The sequence below is a fragment of the Microbulbifer maximicatervae (SeqCode) genome (assembly GCF_052467385.1).
Genome location: NZ_CP174311.1, coordinates 3,461,916 through 3,483,748, shown reverse-complemented (window position 1 = coordinate 3,483,748; position 21,833 = coordinate 3,461,916). Strand labels below are relative to the sequence as shown.

The window sequence follows — 21,833 nt, the reverse complement described above, 5'->3', positions numbered from 1 at the left end:
TTCCAAAAATACTGACCAGGAAGCGGTATATGTTTGAAGACGACGGTTACGCTCTGGAAACACTGGCGGTGCGCGCCGGCCAGGTTCGCTCACCGGAAGGAGAGCACTCCGAGGCACTTTACCTCACCTCCAGTTATGTTTTCCCCTCCGCTGCAGAGGCTGCTGCACGCTTCTCTGGCGAAAGCTCCGGCAACGTCTACTCCCGCTATACCAACCCCACAGTGCGTACTTTTGAAGAGCGCATCGCTGCTCTCGAAGGTGGTGAAGCTGCGGTAGCCACTGCTAGCGGCATGGCTGCCATTCTCAGTATTTGTATGGCGTTACTGAAAAGTGGCGACCACGTTATCTGTTCCCGCAGTGTTTTCGGCACAACTACGGCTTTATTTGGCCGCTATATGGAAAAGTTCGGCGTGCGGGTGAGCTATGTTGATTTGACCGATATGGATGCCTGGAAGCAGGCCGTAGATGGTTCCACCAAGCTGCTGTTTATGGAGACGCCTTCCAACCCTCTGTGTGAAGTAGCCGATATCCGCGCGTTGGCACAGGTCGCCCACAGCGCTGGTGCCATGCTGGTGGTCGACAACTGTTTTTGTACCCCGGCACTGCAGCGACCCCTATCCATGGGCGCTGATATTGTGGTGCACTCCGCAACCAAATTCCTCGACGGCCAGGGCCGGGCCCTGGGCGGTGTTGCTGTTGGTCGCAAGGAAGTAATGGATGAGTTGGTGGTTTTCCTGCGCACTGCCGGACCGAGTATGAGCCCGTTTAATGCCTGGGTATTCCTCAAAGGCCTGGAAACTTTAAAGCTGCGTATGCAGGCGCATTGCACCAATGCACTCGACTTGGCTTGGTGGCTCGATGAGCAGGAGATGGTTGAGAAGGTAAATTACACCGGCTTGCCTAAACACCCCCAACACCGCCTAGCGCGGGAACAGCAAGACGCTTTTGGCGCAGTGCTGAGTTTTACTGTGCGCGGTGGTCGTGAGGAGGCTTGGAAAGTGATCGACAATTGTAAAATCCTCTCCTGCACCGCCAACTTGGGGGATGCAAAAACCACTATTGTGCACCCTGCCACCACTACTCACGGCCGCCTCAGTGATGAAGATAAGGCTCGCGCCGGAATTACCGAAAATTTGATTCGTATTTCGGTAGGGCTGGAAAATGTTGAGGACCTCAAGCGCGACCTGATGCGTGGATTATCCCAACTATAAGCGCTGGCGTAAGCGCCCAGCTACCTATGATTATTAGCGGACAGTGAAATACTGTCCGCTGCTACCGGTAGCGTTTGCATTTTGTTGCGCCCTTGCCGGTGTGCAGAAATAGCCCCCTTGAGAAAAATTGAGCAGTAATGGATTTGCCGTGCAAAAAATAGTTTCCGCCATAGTGTCCGATATCGGCAGTGTTTTGTTGGGTAAAGAGCGCCAGGTGAAGCTGGCGCTGGCCTGTTTGTTATCAAAAGGCCACTTGTTAATTGAAGACCTGCCGGGTATGGGTAAGACCACCTTGGCCCATGCACTCGCACAGGTGCTGGGGCTAACTTATAAGCGGGTGCAGTTCACCAGTGATATGTTGCCGGCGGATATTCTTGGTGTTTCGATATTTGATCGGGAGTCCAGCCAATTTCACTTTCACGAGGGACCTGTGTTTAGCCAGGTGTTATTGGCGGATGAGATTAATCGCTCATCGCCAAAAACCCAAAGTGCGCTGTTAGAGGCCATGGAAGAGCGCCAGGTGAGTGTCGATGGCGAGACCCGCACACTGCCCCAGCCATTTTTTGTGATTGCCACGCAAAACCCGATGCAACAATCGGGCACCTTTGCATTGCCGGAATCCCAGTTGGATCGCTTTCTAATGCGTATTAGTCTCGGCTATCCCACCCGGGAGGCGGAACGGGCTTTGTATTTGGGGGCCGATCCGAGGCAGCAGCTGGCAAAGTTAAAGCCCAGAATCGATATCGCCACACTCGGAAAAATGCAAAACCTGGTTACGCAGGTGAAAACTTCTGACAGTCTGTTGGATTACCTTGAGCGACTGGTTTTGCAAACCCGCCAGAGCCCGGATTGCGCAGTGGGTTTATCACCCCGAGGCGCTTTGGCCCTTTTACGCGCAGCCAAAGCCTGGGCGTTGATTCACAATCGCGGCCATGTTTTGCCGGAGGATATCCAGGCTGTGTTGCCGGCGGTGGCAGGACATCGATTACAGAGCGATGGCAGCAACGGCGAGCAGTTGGTTGAGCGTTTGATGCGCCAAGTGGATGTGATCGCGGCCTGAGTCGATGAGTGTAAGTCACCCCCAACGTCGGAACCCTTCCCGCAATCCGATACACCTACTGGTGGAATATTGGCGCAACCTTATGCAGCGCTGGCTTAGTCGCCGGGCACCGCGGGCCCGAGCGATTACCTTGAACCACAGTCGCTTATTTATCCTGCCCACGCGCGCAGGCTTAGGTTTTCTAATAGTGGTGGCATTGTTGTGGTTGCTGGGCACCAATTATGAAAACAATCTGGTTTTCGCTCTGACGTTTTTGTTAGTCAGCATTTTGGCGGTGCTGCCACTACACACCTTTGCCAATTTAAGTGGCGTGCACTTGCGCCTTCTGGATACCCGGGCAGCTTTTGCTGGTGATTTTGCCGAGGCGGAAATTAGTGTCAGTTGTGAGGGTAAGCGGGAGCGGGAATGGCTCGAGCTGAGTTGGCCACCGGAGCAGGGCAGTCGCGTAGATTTGTGCGAGCAGAACAGTGCAAATGTTTGTATCTCTATGCCGGTAGTAAAACGTGGGCGAGTGCAGGCACCTCGATTGAGGGTTGAAAGCCGTTTTCCCCTGGGGTTATTTCGCTGCTGGAGCCGCATTGACCTGGATGTTGAATTTTTGGTTTACCCCCGTCCAATTTCTGCGGGCCCTTTACCGCTAGGAGAGACTGTTGCCGAGGGGGAGTTTGGTGAGGTGAAGCGGGGGGGAGATGATTTTGCAGCGCTAAAACCCTATCAAGCGGGTGACTCGTTACGCCATGTAGCCTGGAAGCAATATGCGGCCGGACGCGATCTTTACAGCAAGGACTATGAGCGCAAAACTGACACGCGCTTGTGGCTCGACTGGGGTTTACTCGATGGTAGGGATATAGAGATGCGCCTGAGCAATCTCTGTGACTGGACCCTACAAGCGGAAAAGCAAGGCATTGCATACGGTTTGTGCCTGCCTGGCATTTCAATAGAGCCTTCGCTCGGTCCCGAGCATCAGCAGCAGGTCTTGCAGGCATTGGCCCTGTACCCCGGGCGAGGCCAGTGATGATTGCGAATAAGGATTTATTGCCCAGGGAAAGTTTGCTGTGGATTTTTGCCGCCCAGTTTGTCGCCCTTTTGCCGCAATTCACAATGCTGCCACTGTGGGTGGCTTTTGCCTGGGCCTTTGCAGTTTATTGGCGCCTGGAAGTTTTTCGCGGGCGCAGGGATTTACCCGGCCGGACTCTTAAACTGACAGTGATCCTGTTGACGGTGGCGGGACTGGCTCTTTCCTATCGGCGCTTGTTTGCTTTGGAGCCGATGATTGCACTCTTGGCGCTGTCATTCACTCTGAAAAATCTCGAACTGGTCAGCCGCAGGGATGCCTTTGTCACTCTACTGCTGGCCTACTTCGTAGCCGCCACTCTGTTTGTGCAAGAGCAGACCATTCCCTATGCACTTTACGGTTTACTGAGTGTGTTGGTAATTACTGCAGCCCTGGCGGCGCAGCTGGGACACTTTAGTGCGCGCCCGCGCCGGGCTCTGGGGTTATCCCTGCGGTTGGTGGCACAGGCCACGCCGTTGATGGTGTTGTTGTTTTTGGTTATGCCTCGGCTGGGGCCCCTTTGGTCTGTGCCGCAGAATACCTCCGCTGGGCGCACCGGTGTCAGTGATTCGATGGCCCCGGGAGACTTTACTGAGCTTTCCAAATCCAGCAAGCCGACCTTGCGTATCTCCTTTGATGGACCTGTGCCCCCGCCTGAGCAGCGCTACTGGAGGGGCTTGGTGTACTCGGAATTTGATGGGCGTACCTGGCGCCAGGGCTATGGTGTTGACCCTCGAAATGGCGGGCGAGTGTATTGGAGAAGTGGTGAGCAGGTGCTTCCGCAAGTGGGTCCCCGTTATCGCTACCAGGTTATCCAGGAAGCGAGCCGCAGCCCTTGGCTATTCGCTATGGCAAAACCGGCTTCAGAGAGCGCGGGTGTGGGAGAGACAACGGATGATCGCCTGGTAAAACGGACCCCGGTTTTCAACCGCTTTTCTTACCAGGTAAGTTCCTGGCCGAGAGAAACCCTGTCACTCAGTGCTACTCTCAGCAATGCGGAGCGGCGCAGGAATTTGCAACTTCCCAGTTACGGCAATAGCCGTACTCGTCAGTGGATGGCTTCCCTACGAGATCAGGGGCTCAGTGCTGAGGCGGTTTCCTCCCAGCTGCTGTCGCACTTCCACAGTGCTTTCACTTATACCCTGAAGCCTCCAGCACTGGGCGGCGATACTATTGATGAGTTTCTTTTCGATAGCCAGCAGGGCTTCTGCGAGCACTTTGCCGGTAGTTATGTGTTTGCCATGCGTGCAGCGGGGATACCGGCGCGAGTAGTGGCTGGTTACCAGGGCGGTGAGTGGGTCAGTGGAGAAGGGTACTTATTGGTGCGCGAGTACGACGCCCATGCCTGGGCTGAAATTTGGCTCGACGGTCAAGGCTGGCAACGTGTAGACCCCACAGCGGCAGTAGCTCCGGAGCGGGTGCGCGACGGTCTGGAGAGTGCGGCGGGTGAAGAGTTTATGCAGGACTCCCTATTTCCCTTGCACCGTATCGGCATTCTCAGCCAGTTGCGCTTACAGTGGGATATGATCAACTACCGTTGGTATCAAACCGTAGTGAGCTTTGATGCCGATCGACAGCAGAATTTGTTACAGCGGCTATTTGGTGATCTGTCTCCAATGCGTATCGCCCTATTACTGGGGGCGCCGATTCTTGTGCTTTTGTTGGGGATCAGTTTATGGGCGGCCCGCTCCGCAGGAGGACCCAAGTTGGCGCCTGCGGAGAAGCTCTACCAGCGCTTTTGCCGGCGCATGGCCCGCAATGGGGTCCAGCGGCATTCCGGTGAGACTGCAGGATCCTATGCCCGCCGGATTGCCGAGGAAAAACCGGAGATGTCTGGTTATGCCGCAGCAGTGACAGAGGCTTTTGAGTCTGCCGCCTATGGTGGTGATGGCTCTGGGCTAAGAACACTTCGCAAGCTATCAAGCTGGTATTTCTGGTTGCGGCACTCGGCAAATATGACGCCGCACAAGCGTGAGTTGGCAGGTTATTAATCATTGAGTTATTTCGTATCTAGAATGCCAACCCAATTGCAAAGGTTTCTGTTGGGCTATAGCGGCACCTCCCTGGCAACCGGGTTGCAGGTGATATTGCTGCCCTGGATTGCGCTGACGATCGTGGATCTTCCGGCCCTGCAATTGGGGTGGATTCAGGCATCAGTATTGCTGCCAAACCTGGTATTCCTGCTGTTTGGCGGTGCTTTGGCGGATAGGCGAGACCCGGCTCTGGTGTCGGCTCTGGCCTGTTTGGGCCTGGCGCTTTGCCATACCGCATTGTTGTTGTATTTCACCTTCCATATCCTGAATTTATCCACCTTGATGGTTTACGGAATTTGCCTGGGGGTGTGCAGCGCTTTTTTACAGCCGGCACGGGATAACCTGGTGCAGCGTAGTGCCCGCAACCGCAAGGGGCAGGCCACTGAGCGAGGCGTGCAAAAAACCGTAACCTGGATGATGTTGGCGCAGTACGGCGGCCAGGCGGTGGGGATGCTGCTAGCGAGTCGATTTGACCAGTGGGGCTTGCAGCACTTACTGGGTGTACAGATTGCCGTTGTGCTAGTGGCTTCATTATTGCTTTTCTCCTTGCGCCAGCCTCAAGAGCGTCAAAAGGCACCAGAGAAGCGACCCCATACCCTGATTCTGGATGGTCTCAGTCAGGCATGGAAACACCCGGTTTTGCGGGAGCTGACCGCATTGATGGCATTCAATGGCTTTGTGCATATCGGGGTTTTCCTGGTGGTCTTACCGCTGCTGGCCGAGGACTACGGTCGCGGTGCCGGTTACTACGCGACCCTGCAGCTGGCATTTATAGCGGGCACGGTGATCGCGACGGTGACTATGTTGAGACGGGGGCAGGGACCGGAGCCTGGGCGGGGAATTTTGATGTGCTTGCTTTACAGCGCAGCACTCTTGATTGCTATCAGCCTGGGGCCAACAAAGTTTGGCTTGATCCTGTTGTGTCTGTGTTGGGGGGCGGTTGCGGCAGCCTCCGCAGGGCTGGGGCGAGGCATTGTGCAATTGATGGCGCCGGCGGATTATCGCAGTCGCATTATCTCCATTTATCAATTTGCCCTATTTGGCTCTGCGGCGCTGGGAGCCCTGGCAGCGGGTGTTTTGAGCGAGGTCGCAGCGCCTTTGACGACACTATTGTGGGCGGGAGTCCTGAGTTTATTGGCATTCGCACTGGTTGCCCTGAGTGGGGCTCTACGGCAGGTTAAAATTTCTGATAGCGAGGTTTAGGGAGCCCCTGAATAGCTCCGTGATACCTCTGGCATGCAGAGCGGTTCACAATCAAGGCGCGGCTTCGCAGGAATGTCTAGACCTTTCAAAAAGTCGCAACGCGGAGTGTGAATCGCTCTGCAAGCCCCGAAGGGCGGGCCTTGAAGTCCGCATCTGCTGCGTTGCAGCTCTTGCAAAGGGCTACGGCCATTCGCGGCGAGCTGCGCCTTACATCTGCACCCTTCAAGACCCGCAGAGGCATTACGGAGTTATTCAGGGGCTCCTTAGGAATCCCGTAACGACCAAATCCGGTTGAGCCACCATATATTTAACAGGGAACTGCGGTTATGGAGGTGGGGTTTGGTATCAGTAAAAAGTGCCAAATGGTCACAGAGAGTCACGACAAACAGCCATGCGCTGGACCTTGAAGCCGGTGTATTTAGCCTGGATGATCCAAAAGCGATAGCCAAATCCCTGAAGAGTGCAGCTGAGGCCAGTCAGCAGCGCAAATCAGAGCCTTTCCGCTCAGCCATGTCTATGCTCACTTTTTATATCAATCGTGCGGGTCACCATTTACCTGCGCGCAGGCGCAGAATCCTGGAGGCCGCGAAAAATGAATTGCGTGAGCTTTATGGGCGTCCGCGCCGGCATTGAGCCGGCGCAGGCTAGAGGCGATGAAGTCTTTTAGGGGGCTAGGCAGGGCAGGCAGCGCACGTAGAGTCCGCGCGGGTCGCGGAAGCTCTGCAGTTCGCCGATTGGTGCCAAAACCGGTTGTAAGCTGTTTAACCAGGCGCCGAGTGGCAGGTTTGCCTCAAGGCTGGCGGCGATACGTGCATCCACATTATCGCTCAGGGCGCGCAGGAATCTTTCGCCGGGAGTCAGCTCGCGCTGGATCTCTATTACATCGTATTCTTCGATCTCAGCAAGCTGTGCGGCGTCGGCAATGGCGTCATTGAGATTGCCCAGATCGTCTACCAGCCCCAGGTTTTTAGCCGCGCGCCCGGTCCAGACCTGGCCCTGGGCAATTTTGTGCACTTCCTTGGGAGTGCTGCCACGGGACTCGGCCACAATTCTCAGGAACCTGGCGTAGGTATTATCCACTCCCTGTTGCAGGATACTGGCGGCTGCCTCGGGTAGCGCACGATCCAACCGCATGCTGCCGGCCAGGTCTGAAGTGCCCACACCATCGGTATAAATACCCAGTGCCTCGAGGGAATCTTCAAAGGTTGGGAAGGCGCCAAATACGCCAATGGAGCCTGTCAGGGTTGCGGGAGAGGCCCAGATTCGATCGCCGCCGGTAGCAATCCAGTAGCCTCCAGATGCGGCCAGACTGCCCATGGAGATAACGACAGGGATATCGGCTTCGCGGGTGGCGAGTAGCTCTTGTCGAATTGCTTCTGATGCGAAGGCGGAGCCGCCGCCACTGTCAATGCGCAGAACCAGTGCATCAACTTCTTTTTTGCGTGCCTGTGCGATTAGTTCTCCCAGGCTTTCGCTGCCGATCCTGCCGGCGGGAGCGCGGCCATCGACAATAGAACCGCTTGCGGTGATTAAGGCAATCTTATTGGGTTCTTTCTTGGCGGCGACTTCGCTGAGCTTTTGGCTGCGTAAATAGGTGAGGGCATCGATGGCCTTATAACTGCGTTCATCGTTCTCATCTTCACCAATGGTTTTGCGTAGCTCTTGAACAGCCAAGTTGCGGTTGGCGAGTTGGTCGACCAGTTTATTGGCCAGAGCAGTACGTGCCCAGTCGCCCTCATGCTGCTGCAGTTTCTGGGGTAACTCGTCGATAAATAGATCGATGCTTTCAGTTGGCAGGTTGCGAAGGCCGGTCACCTGTTCGGTGTATTCACTCCAGAGTTCATGCAGCCAGCGCTGGTTATTCTCACGGGAAGCCGGAGACATGTCGTCGCGAGTATAGGGTTCGATAAAATCCTTGTAGTCGCCAACGCGGAACACATGGAAATTAACTTTGAGCTTTTCAAGGGCACTTTTATAGTAATTCCGATAGACGCCAAAGCCGGTGAGCATCACGGAACCCATTGGATTCAGGTACACCTTGTCGGCGTGGCTGGCGAGGAAATACTGTGCCTGGGTGTAGTTGTCACCCACCGCATAAATGGGCTTGTCGGCAGCCTTGAAGCGCTGCAGGGCTGCGCCAATCTCGTCGAGCTTGCTGAGACTGCCGCCGACCATATTGTCGAGCTCAAGCACCAGTGCGGAAATGCGTTTGTCCTGTGCGGCTTTGTCGATAGAGTCGACAAGATCCTTAACCCTGATTTCCGCTGGCCCCTGGGAGCCGCCGAAGAAAATCGGTAATCCGCTGGGCTGGCTGAGCTCATCTACCAGAAATCCACTCGGGGCCACGCGCAGGGCCGCGCCTTGTGGGACTACCAGCTGTTCGTCCTTGCCAAAAATTGCGATACCCAGGAATACCAGTATTAACAGGAATACCAGGTTGGTAAACACTCGCCTCAGCCAGGTAATTGAGCCGCCAATGGCACCAAAAAAGCTGCGGAACAGTCCTTTCTCATTGGATGAATCAGTCAAACCTCAAAACTCCTTAGTGCGCTGAGGGGCAAGCGTTGTCTATTTATCAGTTACAAAATCATTAGCAATGCGAGTATCGCCGGTGGCTATTGCATGCGATGCCAGCGGCTGCTCATCATTGATGAAAAGAATAGGATAAGGCTAAGGACTACCAGTACGCCATCCTGCCAGCCGCGTGTAGGCATCATTACGTCGACAATACTGGCAGTGATATACAGCAAAAGAATAAAACAGAGCCACAGATAGCTACGATAGTGCTGCTTTAGTAACCCAGGTAGTACCAACAGCAGTGGTATGGTCTGCAAGCACCACAGGAACAATGAGCCGCCTTCGAGGAATAGATTCCAGACGACAAACAGTACGAGCATGCCGATATAACAAATCCAGTTAATTCGCAGCGCTATCTTGAGCTTGCGCTGTACAGAATCGTTCACACTTTATCCTCTAGTTGTCGCCGTTATGCGAATTATCCAGCGTCTGTGCCAGGCTGCCGACTCGTTTGCCCAGTGCCCGGCACAGGGTTACTTCGTCATCGGAAAGCGATGTGGCGTGTTCACCGGACCAGTGTGAGGCACCATAGGGTGTGCCGCCAGTGCGGGTGCGCATTAAGGCGGCTTCGGAGTATGGGATGCCGGCGATTAACATGCCGTGGTGCAGCAGGGGCAGCATCATGGATACCAGCGTAGTTTCCTGGCCACCGTGAAGACTGCCAGTGGCGGTAAATACCGCAGCCGGCTTACCGGTAAGGCTGCCATCGAGCCAAATATCACTGGTTTGGTCAAGGAAATAGCGCAGCGGAGAGGCCATGTTGCCAAAGCGGGTGGGGCTGCCCATCAGTAAACCGGAGCAATTGCGCAGGTCCTCGATTGTACAGTAGGGGGCACCTTCGGTGGGTACCGGCGGCTCGCTGGCTTCAGTGTCTGGGGATACGCCGGGCACGGTGCGCAGGCGAGCGGTAATCCCGCTGGTCTCTACGCCGCGAGCCAGTTCGGTGGCCATGCGCGCCGTAGCACCGGTGCGGCTGTAGTAGAGGATGAGGACATAGCCTTCGTTGTCCCGATCCATCAGATCAGCCCCAGTACATTTTCAGGGGGCCGTCCTATCACTGCTTTGTCGCCTTTTATAACGATCGGGCGTTGGATCAAAATAGGGTTTTGAGCCATTGCGTCAATTAACTGGGATTCGGCCAGATCTTTGTCTTTCAGGTTTAACTGCTTGTAGGGTTCTTCACCAGTGCGCAACAACTGTCGTGCATCAATATCCAGTTTGTGCAGCAACTGCTGAATATCCTCGGCAGAAGGTGGGGTTTGTAGATAGAGAACCACCACCGGTTCAATACCGTTATCCTGCAATAACTGTAGGGTTTGGCGGGATTTTGAGCAGCGGGGGTTGTGGTAAATCGTCCACATTGTGGCGGCATCCTGTTACTGTTTGGCGTATTCTAACCGAAGAATGTTGCGGAGTTCTAAGGCGCTTCTGAATAATTCCCCCAACGTCCTGCGGGGTTTTCGGGAGCTCCTTGGCTATTTGGGGCAGTAATACTGCGGCCTGGGCGAGATGTCCAGGCATAGAGAGATCACAATGAGAAGCACCGTAAAGGATTGGGGAAACCACTGGCTGCGCTTTGCGACGTCACTGTGGAAACTGTTTGATGAAAAGGATTGTCGGCAACGCGCGGCTGCTCTCACTTACCTGACACTGTTTGGCATAGTTCCCCTAGTGACAGTCAGCTACGCCATGTTGTCACTGTTTCCCGACTTTGCCGGCTTGCAGAGTAGGTTACAGGATCAACTGTTCACCCACTTTTTGCCTCAGAGTGGGCGCGAGATCCAAAAATATATCAGCAGTTTTTCCGAACAGGCACAGCGTTTGACTGGCGTTGGTATCGCGATGCTGATTATTACTGCGGGTTTGACCCTTCGCGGTATCGAGGGGACCTTTAATTCTATCTGGGACGTCCAAAAAGGCCGCAGCGGCGTTTCGAGTTTTCTTTTGTACTGGGCGATATTGAGTCTCGGTCCAATCCTATTAGGGGCGGGACTGGCGACAAGTACTTTTGTCTTTTCACAAAAATTTTTCTTGGGTGGAGCGGATTCCTTTGAGGTAACTTCGTTGTTATTCAGGATTCTACCGTTTGTTTTCAGCTCCATAGTTTTTACCCTATTGTTCATAGCTGTGCCCAATTGCTATGTCCCGTTGCGCCACGGAATAGAGGGGGGGATCATAATCTCGATTGTTTTCGAGGTTATGAAGTACTTATTCGGCTTGTTGGTAGCGCGGAGTTCGGTCCAGGCAATCTATGGGGCATTCGCTGTTGTTCCCCTGTTCCTGCTTTGGATTTATTTGATGTGGATACTGGTATTGGCCGGCTGTGTGTTGGTGCGCACACTATCGGTTTATCAAGCTGCGACCCAGGAGCGGGAGCATTCTGACCTGGTTGCCCTCCTTATTGTTCTCTGGCAGATGTATAAGAAATGCGCGAAGGGGAGGCCTCTGAAGGAGCGAGATATTTCCCGTATGGGAATCAAGTTTGTTCAGTGGCGAAGGTTGCGGAATATCCTTCAGGCTAATCGTATGGTGACCCAGACTGATCGCAATGATTATGTTTTGCTAAGGGATCTGAATACGGTGTCCCTGGTTGAATTGGCAGGTTGGCTGAGTTCGGATTGGATGCCCAGTGGAATTCCTGCGAGTCTGGATGGATTGCCCTGGTATGGAGAGGTAGAGCAACGCTTTGCCAATGCCAGAGAGTCAACCCGGGAGCAATTAGGTATCACTGTTGGGGAGTTGTTCCTGGAGGCCGAGCAAAAGGAAGCTGAAGATAAGCCCCTTGAGCTGGGCCACGACGGCGGGACTGATGATAAGCAAACAAACTCTGAAAGCGGGGGAGAAAGTGGGCCTGATGAAAATAGTCAAAGTGAAGATGGCAAGAGCAGCAGCGGTCACCTTTCTTTTGTTGGTATGCGGAATAAGCGCCTGCGCTAAAGACGATAAATCGCTTCTAGCCATTGATGGGGAAGAGTTGGATGTATCGGGTAAGGTTTTGCTGGTTAACTATTGGGCAGAGTGGTGTAAGCCCTGTCGAGAGGAGATCCCGGTCCTTAACCAACTGGCCGACGGTAATAACAATGTCGTTGTTGTTGGGGTGAACTTCGACAATTTACCGATTGCGGAAATACAAAAACAGGCGGATAAGTTGGGTATTACTTTTCCCGTTCTAGTGGCCGAACCGCAAGGGCGCTGGGGGCAGGAGAAGCCGGAGGTGCTGCCTTCTACGTTCATTATTGGTACCGATGGTCGCTGGCATAAAACATTGGTTGGGCCGCAGGATAGAGACGACTTCATTTCGGCTCTCAATCTATAGCGAGTACTAATGGAGTGCTGGTAAAAGCCGGCGGGGTAACAGTGGATTATTAGAAGCTCCCAAACTTTATAAAACTATAACTAACACATCTATAGGCTTGTGGCGGATCGCTGATAGCATGCCGCCACTTTCCCCTTTTGTTCCGGGTGGGACCCAGACCTTATGCATATCAGTTCATTTGCTTTCCTGCTTCTATTTATTGTTTTTATATACGGACTTTTTCGCTGGCAGCGAGGCCGTGACTCCCTCGCACCAGCAGTGCTGGCAGGCCTGATTCTTGGGGTTATCTTTGGAGGCACCCTGCAACTGTCTCGCGGATGGGGGGCTGCACCCGCAGAGGTGATACCTTGGGTAGAGATGATAGGGGACAGTTACGTAAATCTATTGTATTTACTCGTGATGCCCCTGGTGCTGACTTCCATATTAGTGGCGGTAGTTCAAGTCAGCCATACCCAGGCGCTGGGCAAAATCAGTATTTCAGTCCTGGGGGTACTATTGGGAACAACGGCGGTGGCCGCTCTAATTGGCGTGGCTATGGCCGAGCTATTTGGTTTGTCGGCTGCGGGATTGGTTGAGGGTTCCAGGGAAGCTGCGCGAGTGGAAGTGCTGAATGAGCGCATTGGCAAGGTCACAGACCTTTCCATTCCTGAGATTATTACCTCTTTTATGCCGCGCAATATTTTTCTGGACCTGACCGGGGCTCGCTCTACTTCTGTTATAGCGGTAGTTATATTCGCGGTGCTTTTAGGATTGGCAGCCTTGGCGGTTCGCCGTGAATTTCCCGAAGAGGGCGCAGCGATTGAGCGCTTCGTTCATGTGGCTCAAGTCTGGGTTATGAAGCTGGTGCGACTAGTGATGGTTTTTACCCCTTACGGCGTGATGGCTTTGGTTACCGGCCTGATCGCTAAATCCAGTATGGGGGATATTCTTAACTTATTGAGTTTTGTGCTGGCCTCCTTTACGGCTATTGGTTTGATGTTCCTGGTGCACGGTCTGCTGCTACTGATTAATGGTATCAATCCGCTGCACTATTTCACCAAGGTATGGCCGGTGCTGGTCTTTGCCTTTAGCTCCCGCTCCAGTGCTGCAACTATTCCCCTGAATGTCGAGACTCAGGTAGACCAGCTGCGTACGTCTCCAGCAATTGCCAATTTCTCTGCATCTTTCGGTGCGACTATTGGGCAAAACGGCTGCGCCGGCATTTATCCGGCCATGTTGGCAGTGATGGTGGCAGTCCCCATGGGGATCAATGTATGGGACCCGGTATGGATTGCTACTTTAGTGGCGGTTGTAATGATCAGTTCTTTCGGTATAGCGGGCGTTGGTGGTGGGGCTACCTTTGCAGCCTTAGTGGTATTGCCGGCGATGGGGTTGCCAGTCACTATCGCGGCTCTGCTGATTTCTGTTGAGCCTCTGATTGATATGGCGCGAACCGCGCTGAATGTTAACGGCGCTATGACTGCTGGCACCCTGACACAACGCTGGCTCGGTGATGAAGTGCCCGGCCCGGAAGTTGTAGAGGGTTGAACAGAGAACGGTACTTTGCTCACTGATTATTTTTGTCTTCTGATTTCGCTGATTTTTTATAGGAGTCCTGTCAACCAGCTCCAGTGCTTGACGTTATAGTCAGTGCTGTTAACGCATTGAGTTTTTTGTTCACGGAACTGGAGCAACTTATGAATAAGCTGATAGGACTGTCAGTACTGGCGTTAAGTCTTGGTTTTCCACTCGCACTGCAGGCCGAAAGCAGCAGTGGAGGCGATGGACACGATCACGGTGACCATATTGAAAATCGACTCGATCGCAAGGGGGATCGTATTGAAGAGCGCCTGGATGAGAAGGGTGACCGTATTAACGAGCGCTTGGATCAGCGGTCTGAGCGGGCGGCAGCTAATGGGAGAGATAAATTAGCTGCACATTTGGATAAAAAAGGTGATCTTATCGATAGTCGTCTGGACAATAAAGGTGAGAAAATTAACGAGCGCCTCGATGAAAAGGGTGAGCGAATAGATAATAGATATGATCGTAAGAATGAGCGCGGCGAGCGGAAAAAAAAGCACCACCGCAGATCCCGTGACAACGATAACGATTAATCATTACCGGTTTTAGCTGGCATTATCTAGTGGGTTGTGGCGAACTGAGGAGCTTTTGACTAATTCCGTAATATTTCTGTGGGCCTTGAAGACTGCAGATGTTAGGCGCGGCTTACTGTGCATGGCCTTAGCCCTTTGCAAGAATAACGCAGTAGCTGCGGCCTTTGAGGCCCGCCCCATGGGGTTTTCAGAGCACTCATACTCTGTGCTGCGACTTCTTGAAAGGTCTAGACATTCCTATAAAGCCGCGCCTTGACTGTAAGTTGCCCGTATTTGATGTATCACGGAATTATTTGGCAGCTCCTCAATCGCTGTAGAAGGATTGCATCCTCGTCAAGGGACCTCAATCGGCTTTTATGGATCAGTTTCTCGCTTCAGTAGAAAAGCGGGCATTCACTATGGCGAAATATGCTGTAGGGGACCGTGATGATGCGCTGGATATCGTTCAGGACTCTATGCTTGCACTCGTCAAAAGCTATAGCTGCCGAGACAGTGCGGAGTGGCGCCCATTATTTTTTACCATTCTTAATAACCGCATAACCGATTGGCATCGTCGCAAGAAAAACCTGTCCCGTTGGCAGCTGTTGAAAGATAAACTTCCTATTAATAGCGAAGGCGATGAATGGGATCTGAGTGAATTTCCCGACCCCAACGGCCGCAGCCCGGATAGTGTCCTAATCGGTGAACGTACGATTGATGCCATTGACCGCGCCATTGAAAAGTTACCTCTGCGTCAACAGCAGGCTTTTTTGTTGCGCTGCGTTGAAGGCTTTAATGTCAGTGAGACAGCAGGGGCTATGGCTTGTAGCGAGGGAAGTGTGAAGACTCACCTCTCTCGAGCATTGCGCAGCCTGCGGGTTCATTTGGAGGCGATGGAATGAGTAATTTAGAAAACAATTCATCGACTAACGAGAAGCGTATACTCGGAGCGGCCAGTGCCGCTGTTATACGTAGAGAGAGTTCGCTCGATACGGAAACCCTGGCTGAGTTGCGGCGCATCCGCTCCGCAGCGCAAGATCAAAATAATAAAAAACGGTACTTTTCACTCAACACCTTGTATCCATACCTTCCAGTTACAGCGGCTTCTGCCGCAGTGCTATTTCTTGCTCTATGGTGGCCCAGTTCTGTTATCAATAATGAAAGTCGTACAGAGCTGCTAGTGAGTGGTGATTGGCTGCTGGATGAAGATATGGATATCGAGATGATTGAGGATATGGAGTTTTATCAGTGGTTGGCGGAGGAGTTGGATGGGCACTCTTCGTAGTGTTTTATTCATCATATCTATGTGTGCGCTCGTATTTCCAGGTACTACCGAGGCGGAGGAAGCAGAGCCTCTGCCGGAGGAATTCCTGTTATTCCTGGAAGAGTGGGTCGATGAACAAGGTGATGTCGTTATCCCTGAAGATCCCGAGTTGGTTCAAGGTCCCGGGCAAACCCAAGAAGGCACCAAAAGCAAAGATATATGGCTGGGGGACAGTCATGATTAAAACCCTGGTCGCAACTTGTTTGATGGCAGCCTCACTGCTTTGGGCTGGTATGGCGTGGTCGGTGGAGTGGAAAAGCCTAAGTGATAGTGATCGCAAGCTGTTACAGGGCATGGAAGAGCGCTGGCCCAACATGTCTGATAGCCAGCAGGAGAGGTTGTTGCGGGGTGCGCGTCGATGGAACTCAATGAGCCCTGAGCAGCGTGACAATGCTCGGCAGCGCTATGAAAAATGGCAGTCTCTGCCCCAGGAACGCCGTAATCAGCTGCGGGAATCTTATCGACAGTACCGTGCCCTGCCGGAAGGCAGGCGTGAGAGTATCCGTGAGGCTCGTGAGAGATATCGGCAGATGTCCCCCGAACAGAGAGAGCAAGTGCGCGAGCGCTGGCGGGAAGCTAGGGGCGATAGGAGTGAACCGCAAAGGCCCAGAGGTGATAGGGCTCGGGGAGAGCGAGCGCAAGGGGATAGACTCAGGGAAGATGGGCCTAGGAGGGATAGGTCCGATGAGAATAGACCTAGGGGAAACCGGCACAGAGAAGACCGACCAAGGGGCGACCGGGCGAGAGGAGGTAGGCCCAGAAGGGAGCACGAAAGGGGGAGAAGGCACCAGGATTCTCGGCCTAGGCGTGATCGAGAGGCCAGTGACCGACGAGAGGGTGATGAGGAGACTGATAGTTCATCTGGGGCTCCTGAATAGTGCCTGCCATTCAAATTCCAATCCTGAGAGGCTGGCTTATCGTTTTACCTCGCTGCTACGCTGGTACGACAGTGTAATTCAGCGTCTATTCAGATCATCTTAAGTAATCTGGCTCCCGTTGATGACTAGCGGGAGATATATCGTGCAACTATACAAACAGCTAATCGCGGGTGCGGCAGTTGCGGCACTGGTGGGTCTAAGTTCTACTGCCAGCGCGGGCCCCCGAGGCTATGCTGCGGGTGGCTATGATTATGCGCGAGTTACCGAGGTTACTCCCGTCTACACCGATGTTCAGGTTGTTACACCGACGACTCAGTGTCGCGATGAACAGGTTGCCTATCGAGAGCCGACTTCCCCGGCAGGTACTGTAGTGGGGGGACTTATAGGTGCTGCAATCGGCAATAACTTAGGCGATCACGGCCACCGTGGACGCTACGGTTATCATCGCAGTCACAATCGTGGCGGCGCCACAATCGCAGGGGCTTTGGTGGGCGCCCTGGTAGGTAACCAGATCAGCCGTGCCAATGCTCCAATCCACTATGCAACAGAGTCCCGTTGCCATGTTGTAGATGAATACTCTACAAGAAGGGAATTAGTCGGATACGATGTCCGCTATCGGTATAATGGGCAAGTTTACTTGACTCGCACTGACCATCATCCGGGCGATAGAATCCGGGTCCATGTCGACGTCTCACCGGCTCTTTGAGCCCGGTTGAGGGCGGCAGGGAGTTTATAAAGGGTGGAAAATTGGATATCCACAGGAGCCGCACCGTGAAACTGAATCGTACCTTACTTGGCTTTATTGCTTTTACCGCTGTGTTTTTGCCGGCGCTCTGCAGTGCCACGGTACACAGCTACCCCGCTTATGAGCGGGAGAATTTCCAGCCCCACTTTCTTCGTGTTCAAGGGGGAGAAATCTCAAGGGATCGGGCTGCTTCAATCGTAAAACAACGCTTTGGTGGAAAAATTCTCGCCATTTCTGAGACCAAAAAACAGGGGCGAGCCGTGTATCGGGTGAAGGGACTGTCGGCCAAAAGCCAGGTTTATGTGGTGTTTGTCGATAAACAGAGCGGCCGTATATCCCGATAGCAGAATAATTGCGAGCCGCAATAAGGTAATTACTATGCGCGCACTATTAGTTGAAGATGAAGCATTACTGCGGCAGCAGCTGGCAGAGTCCCTGCGCATGGCCGGGTACACCGTTGACGAAGCCCCCGATGGAGAAGAGGCACTTTATCTGGGGAGGGAATATCCCTACGACGTTGCAGTAATGGACCTGGGTTTACCCAAAATTGATGGTATCCAGGTTATTGAAACACTGCGCCGTGAAGAGAAGCATTTTCCTATCTTGATTTTAACGGCTCGGGGACACTGGCAGGAAAGGGTCTCCGGCCTGGAAGCTGGCGGGGACGATTACCTGGTAAAACCCTTCCATACTGAAGAACTGCTCGCACGATTGAATGCCCTGGTTCGCCGTTCCGCAGGTTTCTCATCACCGACGATTAAAGCCGGACCTATCGTTCTGGATACCAGTGCGCAACGGGTTAGTGTGGATGAAGTTGAATTAGACCTGACTTCGTTTGAGTACAAGGTACTTGAATACCTGATGCTACATCCGGATGAAGTGGTGTCAAAAACCACCCTGACAGAACATATCTATGAGCAGGACTGTGACCGGGACAGCAATGTGATAGAAGTGTTTATTGGACGCCTGCGGAAAAAAATTGATGCGGCAGCCAAGCTTAAGCCTATCGAGACTCTGCGTGGGCGCGGCTATCGCTTTGTGATTCCGCAGTGAGATCCATCAATTTCCCCCTGCTTTCCTATATTCTGGGTTCCTTAAAGGGGCGTCTGGCCCTGGTTACCAGTCTTGTGCTGGTCGGCTTTATTCTTCTTATCTCTGGAGTCCTCGAGCACGCCTATCGCACCTCCCTGAGTGAAGCCAAGCAGCGGGAGCTGCAGGTCTACATTTACACCCTGCTGGCGGTTGCTGAGCCGGAAGGTAAAACCCTGATTCTGCCCCCGAGTTTGCCCGAGCAACGCTTCAACCAGCCTGATTCCGGCTTGGTGGGAGCTGTTATTGACCGGGAGGGTGAGATTATCTGGCGTTCGGAGTCAGCCCTGGCAATGCCGCAGCTGGAGTTCTATCCGCTTTCCCAGGGGCAGGAGTCCTATTCGCAGGTATCGGTTCCGGGAGAAGAGGGAAGTTATAGCAGTTTCCGCCAAGGGGTTGCCTGGGGGCTGGAAGATGAAAATTTGTTTACCTTTGCAGTGCTCGAGGATGCGGCCCCGCTACAGGCTCAAGTGGGGCAGTTTCGCTCAACCATGTGGCACTGGTTGGGGTTGGGAGCATTGTTATTAATCCTTGCACAGTGGTTGGTTCTGCGCTGGGGGTTTGCCCCGCTGACAGCCCTGGCTAATGCGCTTCAGGAAATGCAGCGTGGGGGTGCTGATCGATTGGAGGGTAATTTTCCGCGGGAGCTGCGCCCACTGACAGATAACTTAAATCTGTTGATTGAAAATGAGCGCCGCCAGAGAGAAAAAACCCGGCACACATTAGCTGACCTGGCCCACAGCCTGAAGACGCCATTAGCGGTATTGAAAGGTCTCAAATTTTCTGGAGATTCAACAACCGCCGGCAAGACGCTAACGGATCAGGTGCAGCGGATGGACAGTATTATCAGTTATCAACTGCAGCGGGCAGTAACCAGTTCGCCGAAATCCATTATACGGGGGACACCGGTCGCGCCACTGCTCCATAAAATACTGGATGCGCTTGAAAAGGTGTATCGCAGTAAGCCGTGTGATGTCGAAAGTTCCTGTGCTGAAAACACCCTGTTTTATGGTGACGAAGGTGACCTGATGGAAGTCCTGGGTAACTTGCTGGATAACGCTTATAAATATGGTGACGGGAAATTATCGGTTGCCGTTGAGAATATGGAAGATACTCGCAAACTGTCTATTCGGGTTAAAGACAATGGCCCAGGGCTGGACAGTGAGAAATGGCAAGCGGTTACCCAGCGGGGCGTTCGTGCCGATGAACAGCAACCTGGGCAGGGTATTGGACTTGCCGTGGTAGTGGATATTGTTGAGAGCTATGAAGGGCAAATAAATGCAGTCCCTCTTCCTCAGGGAGGTACGGAAATTACGGTGCAGCTGTAATTTCCGTTTTGCTCGACAAGTCGTTTAACTAGAACCAATTTTCCTGCATGTCGAAAGGAACGCTATTGCCTGATTTCAGCAGTGCGATAGCTGTCTCTGTTTTTGGCAGCTCCCATTCAAAATAGTATTTCGCAGTGTGTAATTTACCCTGGTAAAAACCCTGAGCTTCACTGTTAGGATTTTTTTCCAGTGCTTTTTCCGCGATAACTGCCTGCTGTAGCCACAACCAGGCGACTACGGTACAGCCAAATAAATCCAAGTATAGGGTGGCATTACCCAGGCCGCGATCCACATCTTCCTGAAGCTGGGAGAATAATGCAAAACTTGTCTCATCCAACTTTTCCAGGGCTTCTTCCAGCATTTTGGCCATAGATTCGAGCTTAGGTTTATCCCTGGCCTGCATAATCGTATTGCGGATCTCTGCCTGTAACAGTTGGTAGCCAGCAAGATTTTTTGACGGTACTTTCCGGGCCAGTAAATCCAGGGCATGGATGCCTTCTGTACCTTCGTGAATTGCGTTAAGGCGATTGTCTCGATACAACTGCTCTACCGGGTATTCACGAATATAACCCGCTCCCCCCAAAACCTGAATCGCCAACTCATTAGCTTTTAGGCAGTACTTGGAGGGCCAGGATTTTACTACGGGAGTTAGCAGATCGAGCAGTGTTGCAGCATTGTTGCGCTGCTCTTCTGTAGGGGCTGTATGCTCATCCTCGTAAAGTGAGGTGGCATAAACACTCAAGCTTAAGCCACCTTCAGCATAGGCTTTTTGCATCAGTAGCATACGGCGAACATCGGCATGCTGGACGATAGGGACCTGTTTGGATTCAGGATCTCGGTTAGATGGCATACGCCCCTGCGGGCGGCCCTTGGCGTACTCAAGAGAGTAAGTGTACCCCTGGTATCCAAGTACAGAAGCGCCAGCTCCCACACTGATACGGGCTTCATTCATCATTTGGAACATATACTTCAGGCCCTGGTGGGGTTCACCGATCAGGTAGCCTACAGCGCCACTGTCCTCACCAAAGCTCAATACCGTTGATGTGGTATTGCGGTAGCCCATTTTATGTAGCAGGCCTGCGAGTTTTACATCATTGCGTTTTGCCGGATTCCCCTGCTCGTCCAGAAGGAATTTGGGAACCAGAAAAAGTGATATTCCCTTCACACCTGCGGGTGCGCCTTTAATTTTTGCCAGAACCAGGTGAACGATATTCTCAGTGAGGTTTTGATCGCCACCCGAAATATACATTTTCTGCCCATGAATGCGGTAGCTGCCGTCTTCTTCTGGTAGGGCGCTAGTGCGAATGTCTGACAGCGCGGAGCCCTGATCCGGTTCAGTTAGTGCCATAGTCCCGGCAAAACGCCCGTCCAACATTTGTGGAAGAAATTGCTTTTTAAGCGACTCACTGGCGAAAGTGCGAACCAGATTGGCCGCGCCTATGGTCAAGAACGGGTAGCTAGCACTGGCAACGTTTGCTGCAGCCATATAAGCGAGTGCTGTGCGCAGAATAACTTCTGGCAATTGCAGCCCGCCTTCCTCAGCATCACAGTGAGCGGCAAGAAATCCTGCAGAGGCAAAAGCATCCCAGGACTGTTTGGTTTCTTCGATAACGCTGACGTTTTCACCATCAAAGCTCGGTTCAATCGCATCGCCTTTGGCGTTGTGATTAGCGAAAAATTTTTCTGCAATGGTGTGTGCAGTATTCAGTGTTGCATCAAAAATTTCACGGGAATGCTCACTGTACCGAGGGCGATTGATTAGGGCCTCGGTATCTAAAAATTCGTAAAGCAAAAAATCGATTTCACGCTCGTTGAGTAGCTGATGGGCCATGTTTACCTCTTACATTATTCTTTTTGGGTAATCCGTTTAATTTCCAGGTAGTTTTCCATTGAATATTTTTATGCTGGAACACTACGATTCAAGTGTATATGTAAACGTGGAG

General features: G+C 52.8%; 23 protein-coding genes. 18 read left to right on the top strand and 5 right to left on the bottom strand.

What is annotated here, in order from left to right:
• Positions 1–29 precede the first annotated feature (29 nt).
• The 6 genes from ACJJIR_RS14825 (at position 30) to ACJJIR_RS14800 (ending at position 7,194) form a co-directional block, all read left to right on the top strand.
• Positions 30–1,211 (top strand): O-succinylhomoserine sulfhydrylase, encoded by a 1,182-nt coding sequence (locus tag ACJJIR_RS14825; RefSeq protein WP_444905926.1) that lies wholly within the window; start codon positions 30–32, stop codon positions 1,209–1,211.
• Positions 1,212–1,359: 148 nt separating this feature from the next.
• Positions 1,360–2,271, top strand: a complete 912-nt coding sequence (locus ACJJIR_RS14820) for an AAA family ATPase (RefSeq protein WP_413664957.1) — start codon at positions 1,360–1,362, stop codon at positions 2,269–2,271.
• An 82-nt stretch (positions 2,272–2,353) separates the two neighbouring features.
• Positions 2,354–3,286, top strand: a complete 933-nt coding sequence (locus ACJJIR_RS14815) for a DUF58 domain-containing protein (protein ID WP_444905925.1) — start codon at positions 2,354–2,356, stop codon at positions 3,284–3,286.
• The gene (locus ACJJIR_RS14810) at positions 3,286–5,316 is read left to right on the top strand and encodes a transglutaminase TgpA family protein (RefSeq protein ID WP_444908427.1); all 2,031 of its coding nucleotides are present in this window, start codon (positions 3,286–3,288) and stop codon (positions 5,314–5,316) included. Before ACJJIR_RS14815 ends, ACJJIR_RS14810 begins: the two co-directional genes overlap by 1 nt.
• 36 nt (positions 5,317–5,352) lie before the next feature.
• Positions 5,353–6,561 (top strand): MFS transporter, encoded by a 1,209-nt coding sequence (locus tag ACJJIR_RS14805; protein ID WP_444905924.1) that lies wholly within the window; start codon positions 5,353–5,355, stop codon positions 6,559–6,561.
• Between the two features lie 339 nt (positions 6,562–6,900).
• Positions 6,901–7,194 (top strand): DUF3175 domain-containing protein, encoded by a 294-nt coding sequence (locus tag ACJJIR_RS14800; RefSeq protein ID WP_413664960.1) that lies wholly within the window; start codon positions 6,901–6,903, stop codon positions 7,192–7,194.
• A 30-nt stretch (positions 7,195–7,224) separates the two neighbouring features.
• Here ACJJIR_RS14800 and sppA read toward each other — a convergent pair whose 3' ends face one another.
• From sppA to arsC, 4 genes are all read right to left on the bottom strand, one after another.
• Positions 7,225–9,090, bottom strand: coding sequence for a signal peptide peptidase SppA (gene sppA / locus ACJJIR_RS14795; protein WP_413664961.1), 1,866 nt, complete (start codon positions 9,088–9,090; stop codon positions 7,225–7,227).
• A gap of 86 nt (positions 9,091–9,176) precedes the next feature.
• A complete protein-coding gene (locus tag ACJJIR_RS14790) occupies positions 9,177–9,524 on the bottom strand; it encodes a DUF2069 domain-containing protein (RefSeq protein WP_413664962.1) in 348 nt (115 codons plus the stop codon).
• A 10-nt stretch (positions 9,525–9,534) separates the two neighbouring features.
• Positions 9,535–10,155 (bottom strand): NAD(P)H:quinone oxidoreductase, encoded by a 621-nt coding sequence (wrbA, locus tag ACJJIR_RS14785; RefSeq protein WP_444905923.1) that lies wholly within the window; start codon positions 10,153–10,155, stop codon positions 9,535–9,537.
• The gene (arsC, locus tag ACJJIR_RS14780) at positions 10,155–10,499 is read right to left on the bottom strand and encodes an arsenate reductase (glutaredoxin) (protein WP_444905922.1); all 345 of its coding nucleotides are present in this window, start codon (positions 10,497–10,499) and stop codon (positions 10,155–10,157) included. Before arsC ends, wrbA begins: the two co-directional genes overlap by 1 nt.
• 172 nt (positions 10,500–10,671) lie before the next feature.
• Between arsC and ACJJIR_RS14775 the strand changes: the two genes are divergently transcribed.
• From ACJJIR_RS14775 to ACJJIR_RS14720, 12 genes are all read left to right on the top strand, one after another.
• Positions 10,672–12,075, top strand: a complete 1,404-nt coding sequence (locus tag ACJJIR_RS14775; protein WP_444905921.1) for a YihY family inner membrane protein — start codon at positions 10,672–10,674, stop codon at positions 12,073–12,075.
• The gene (locus tag ACJJIR_RS14770) at positions 12,014–12,454 is read left to right on the top strand and encodes a TlpA family protein disulfide reductase (RefSeq protein WP_444905920.1); all 441 of its coding nucleotides are present in this window, start codon (positions 12,014–12,016) and stop codon (positions 12,452–12,454) included. The genes ACJJIR_RS14775 and ACJJIR_RS14770 overlap by 62 nt, the downstream gene beginning before the upstream one ends.
• 162 nt (positions 12,455–12,616) lie before the next feature.
• Positions 12,617–13,981: an L-cystine transporter gene (locus ACJJIR_RS14765; protein ID WP_444905919.1), complete on the top strand. Its 1,365-nt coding sequence runs from the start codon at positions 12,617–12,619 to the stop codon at positions 13,979–13,981.
• Positions 13,982–14,130: 149 nt separating this feature from the next.
• Positions 14,131–14,547, top strand: a complete 417-nt coding sequence (locus tag ACJJIR_RS14760) for a hypothetical protein (RefSeq protein WP_444905918.1) — start codon at positions 14,131–14,133, stop codon at positions 14,545–14,547.
• 356 nt (positions 14,548–14,903) lie between these two features.
• Positions 14,904–15,428, top strand: coding sequence for an RNA polymerase sigma factor (locus ACJJIR_RS14755; protein ID WP_444898061.1), 525 nt, complete (start codon positions 14,904–14,906; stop codon positions 15,426–15,428).
• Entirely contained in the window at positions 15,425–15,811 is a 387-nt protein-coding gene (locus tag ACJJIR_RS14750) for a hypothetical protein (protein WP_444905917.1), read from the top strand. The genes ACJJIR_RS14755 and ACJJIR_RS14750 overlap by 4 nt, the downstream gene beginning before the upstream one ends.
• Entirely contained in the window at positions 15,795–16,034 is a 240-nt protein-coding gene (locus ACJJIR_RS14745) for a hypothetical protein (RefSeq protein WP_444898060.1), read from the top strand. The genes ACJJIR_RS14750 and ACJJIR_RS14745 overlap by 17 nt, the downstream gene beginning before the upstream one ends.
• Positions 16,027–16,728, top strand: coding sequence for a DUF3106 domain-containing protein (locus ACJJIR_RS14740; RefSeq protein WP_444905916.1), 702 nt, complete (start codon positions 16,027–16,029; stop codon positions 16,726–16,728). Before ACJJIR_RS14745 ends, ACJJIR_RS14740 begins: the two co-directional genes overlap by 8 nt.
• 142 nt (positions 16,729–16,870) lie before the next feature.
• The gene (locus ACJJIR_RS14735) at positions 16,871–17,434 is read left to right on the top strand and encodes a glycine zipper 2TM domain-containing protein (protein ID WP_444894508.1); all 564 of its coding nucleotides are present in this window, start codon (positions 16,871–16,873) and stop codon (positions 17,432–17,434) included.
• Between the two features lie 65 nt (positions 17,435–17,499).
• Positions 17,500–17,817, top strand: coding sequence for a PepSY domain-containing protein (locus tag ACJJIR_RS14730; protein ID WP_444905915.1), 318 nt, complete (start codon positions 17,500–17,502; stop codon positions 17,815–17,817).
• A 34-nt stretch (positions 17,818–17,851) separates the two neighbouring features.
• On the top strand, positions 17,852–18,526 hold the full coding sequence (locus ACJJIR_RS14725; protein WP_444905914.1) for a response regulator transcription factor: 675 nt from the start codon (positions 17,852–17,854) through the stop codon (positions 18,524–18,526).
• Positions 18,523–19,890: an ATP-binding protein gene (locus ACJJIR_RS14720; protein ID WP_444905913.1), complete on the top strand. Its 1,368-nt coding sequence runs from the start codon at positions 18,523–18,525 to the stop codon at positions 19,888–19,890. Before ACJJIR_RS14725 ends, ACJJIR_RS14720 begins: the two co-directional genes overlap by 4 nt.
• Positions 19,891–19,918: 28 nt before the next feature.
• Here ACJJIR_RS14720 and ACJJIR_RS14715 read toward each other — a convergent pair whose 3' ends face one another.
• Entirely contained in the window at positions 19,919–21,721 is a 1,803-nt protein-coding gene (locus tag ACJJIR_RS14715) for an acyl-CoA dehydrogenase (RefSeq protein WP_444905912.1), read from the bottom strand.
• Positions 21,722–21,833: the final 112 nt, after the last annotated feature.

What these genes read in the sequence shown, in the direction of transcription:
- ACJJIR_RS14825 (WP_444905926.1), top strand. Translation starts at nt 30, where the DNA reads ATGTTTGAAGACGACGGTTACGCTCTGGAAACACTGGCGGTGCGCGCC.
- ACJJIR_RS14815 (WP_444905925.1), top strand. Translation starts at nt 2,354, where the DNA reads ATGCAGCGCTGGCTTAGTCGCCGGGCACCGCGGGCCCGAGCGATTACC.
- ACJJIR_RS14810 (WP_444908427.1), top strand. Translation starts at nt 3,286, where the DNA reads ATGATTGCGAATAAGGATTTATTGCCCAGGGAAAGTTTGCTGTGGATT.
- wrbA (WP_444905923.1), bottom strand. Translation starts at nt 10,155, where the DNA reads ATGGATCGGGACAACGAAGGCTATGTCCTCATCCTCTACTACAGCCGC.
- arsC (WP_444905922.1), bottom strand. Translation starts at nt 10,499, where the DNA reads ATGTGGACGATTTACCACAACCCCCGCTGCTCAAAATCCCGCCAAACC.
- ACJJIR_RS14775 (WP_444905921.1), top strand. Translation starts at nt 10,672, where the DNA reads ATGAGAAGCACCGTAAAGGATTGGGGAAACCACTGGCTGCGCTTTGCG.
- ACJJIR_RS14770 (WP_444905920.1), top strand. Translation starts at nt 12,014, where the DNA reads ATGGCAAGAGCAGCAGCGGTCACCTTTCTTTTGTTGGTATGCGGAATA.
- ACJJIR_RS14765 (WP_444905919.1), top strand. Translation starts at nt 12,617, where the DNA reads ATGCATATCAGTTCATTTGCTTTCCTGCTTCTATTTATTGTTTTTATA.
- ACJJIR_RS14760 (WP_444905918.1), top strand. Translation starts at nt 14,131, where the DNA reads ATGAATAAGCTGATAGGACTGTCAGTACTGGCGTTAAGTCTTGGTTTT.
- ACJJIR_RS14755 (WP_444898061.1), top strand. Translation starts at nt 14,904, where the DNA reads ATGGATCAGTTTCTCGCTTCAGTAGAAAAGCGGGCATTCACTATGGCG.
- ACJJIR_RS14750 (WP_444905917.1), top strand. Translation starts at nt 15,425, where the DNA reads ATGAGTAATTTAGAAAACAATTCATCGACTAACGAGAAGCGTATACTC.
- ACJJIR_RS14745 (WP_444898060.1), top strand. Translation starts at nt 15,795, where the DNA reads ATGGGCACTCTTCGTAGTGTTTTATTCATCATATCTATGTGTGCGCTC.
- ACJJIR_RS14740 (WP_444905916.1), top strand. Translation starts at nt 16,027, where the DNA reads ATGATTAAAACCCTGGTCGCAACTTGTTTGATGGCAGCCTCACTGCTT.
- ACJJIR_RS14725 (WP_444905914.1), top strand. Translation starts at nt 17,852, where the DNA reads ATGCGCGCACTATTAGTTGAAGATGAAGCATTACTGCGGCAGCAGCTG.
- ACJJIR_RS14715 (WP_444905912.1), bottom strand. Translation starts at nt 21,721, where the DNA reads ATGGCCCATCAGCTACTCAACGAGCGTGAAATCGATTTTTTGCTTTAC.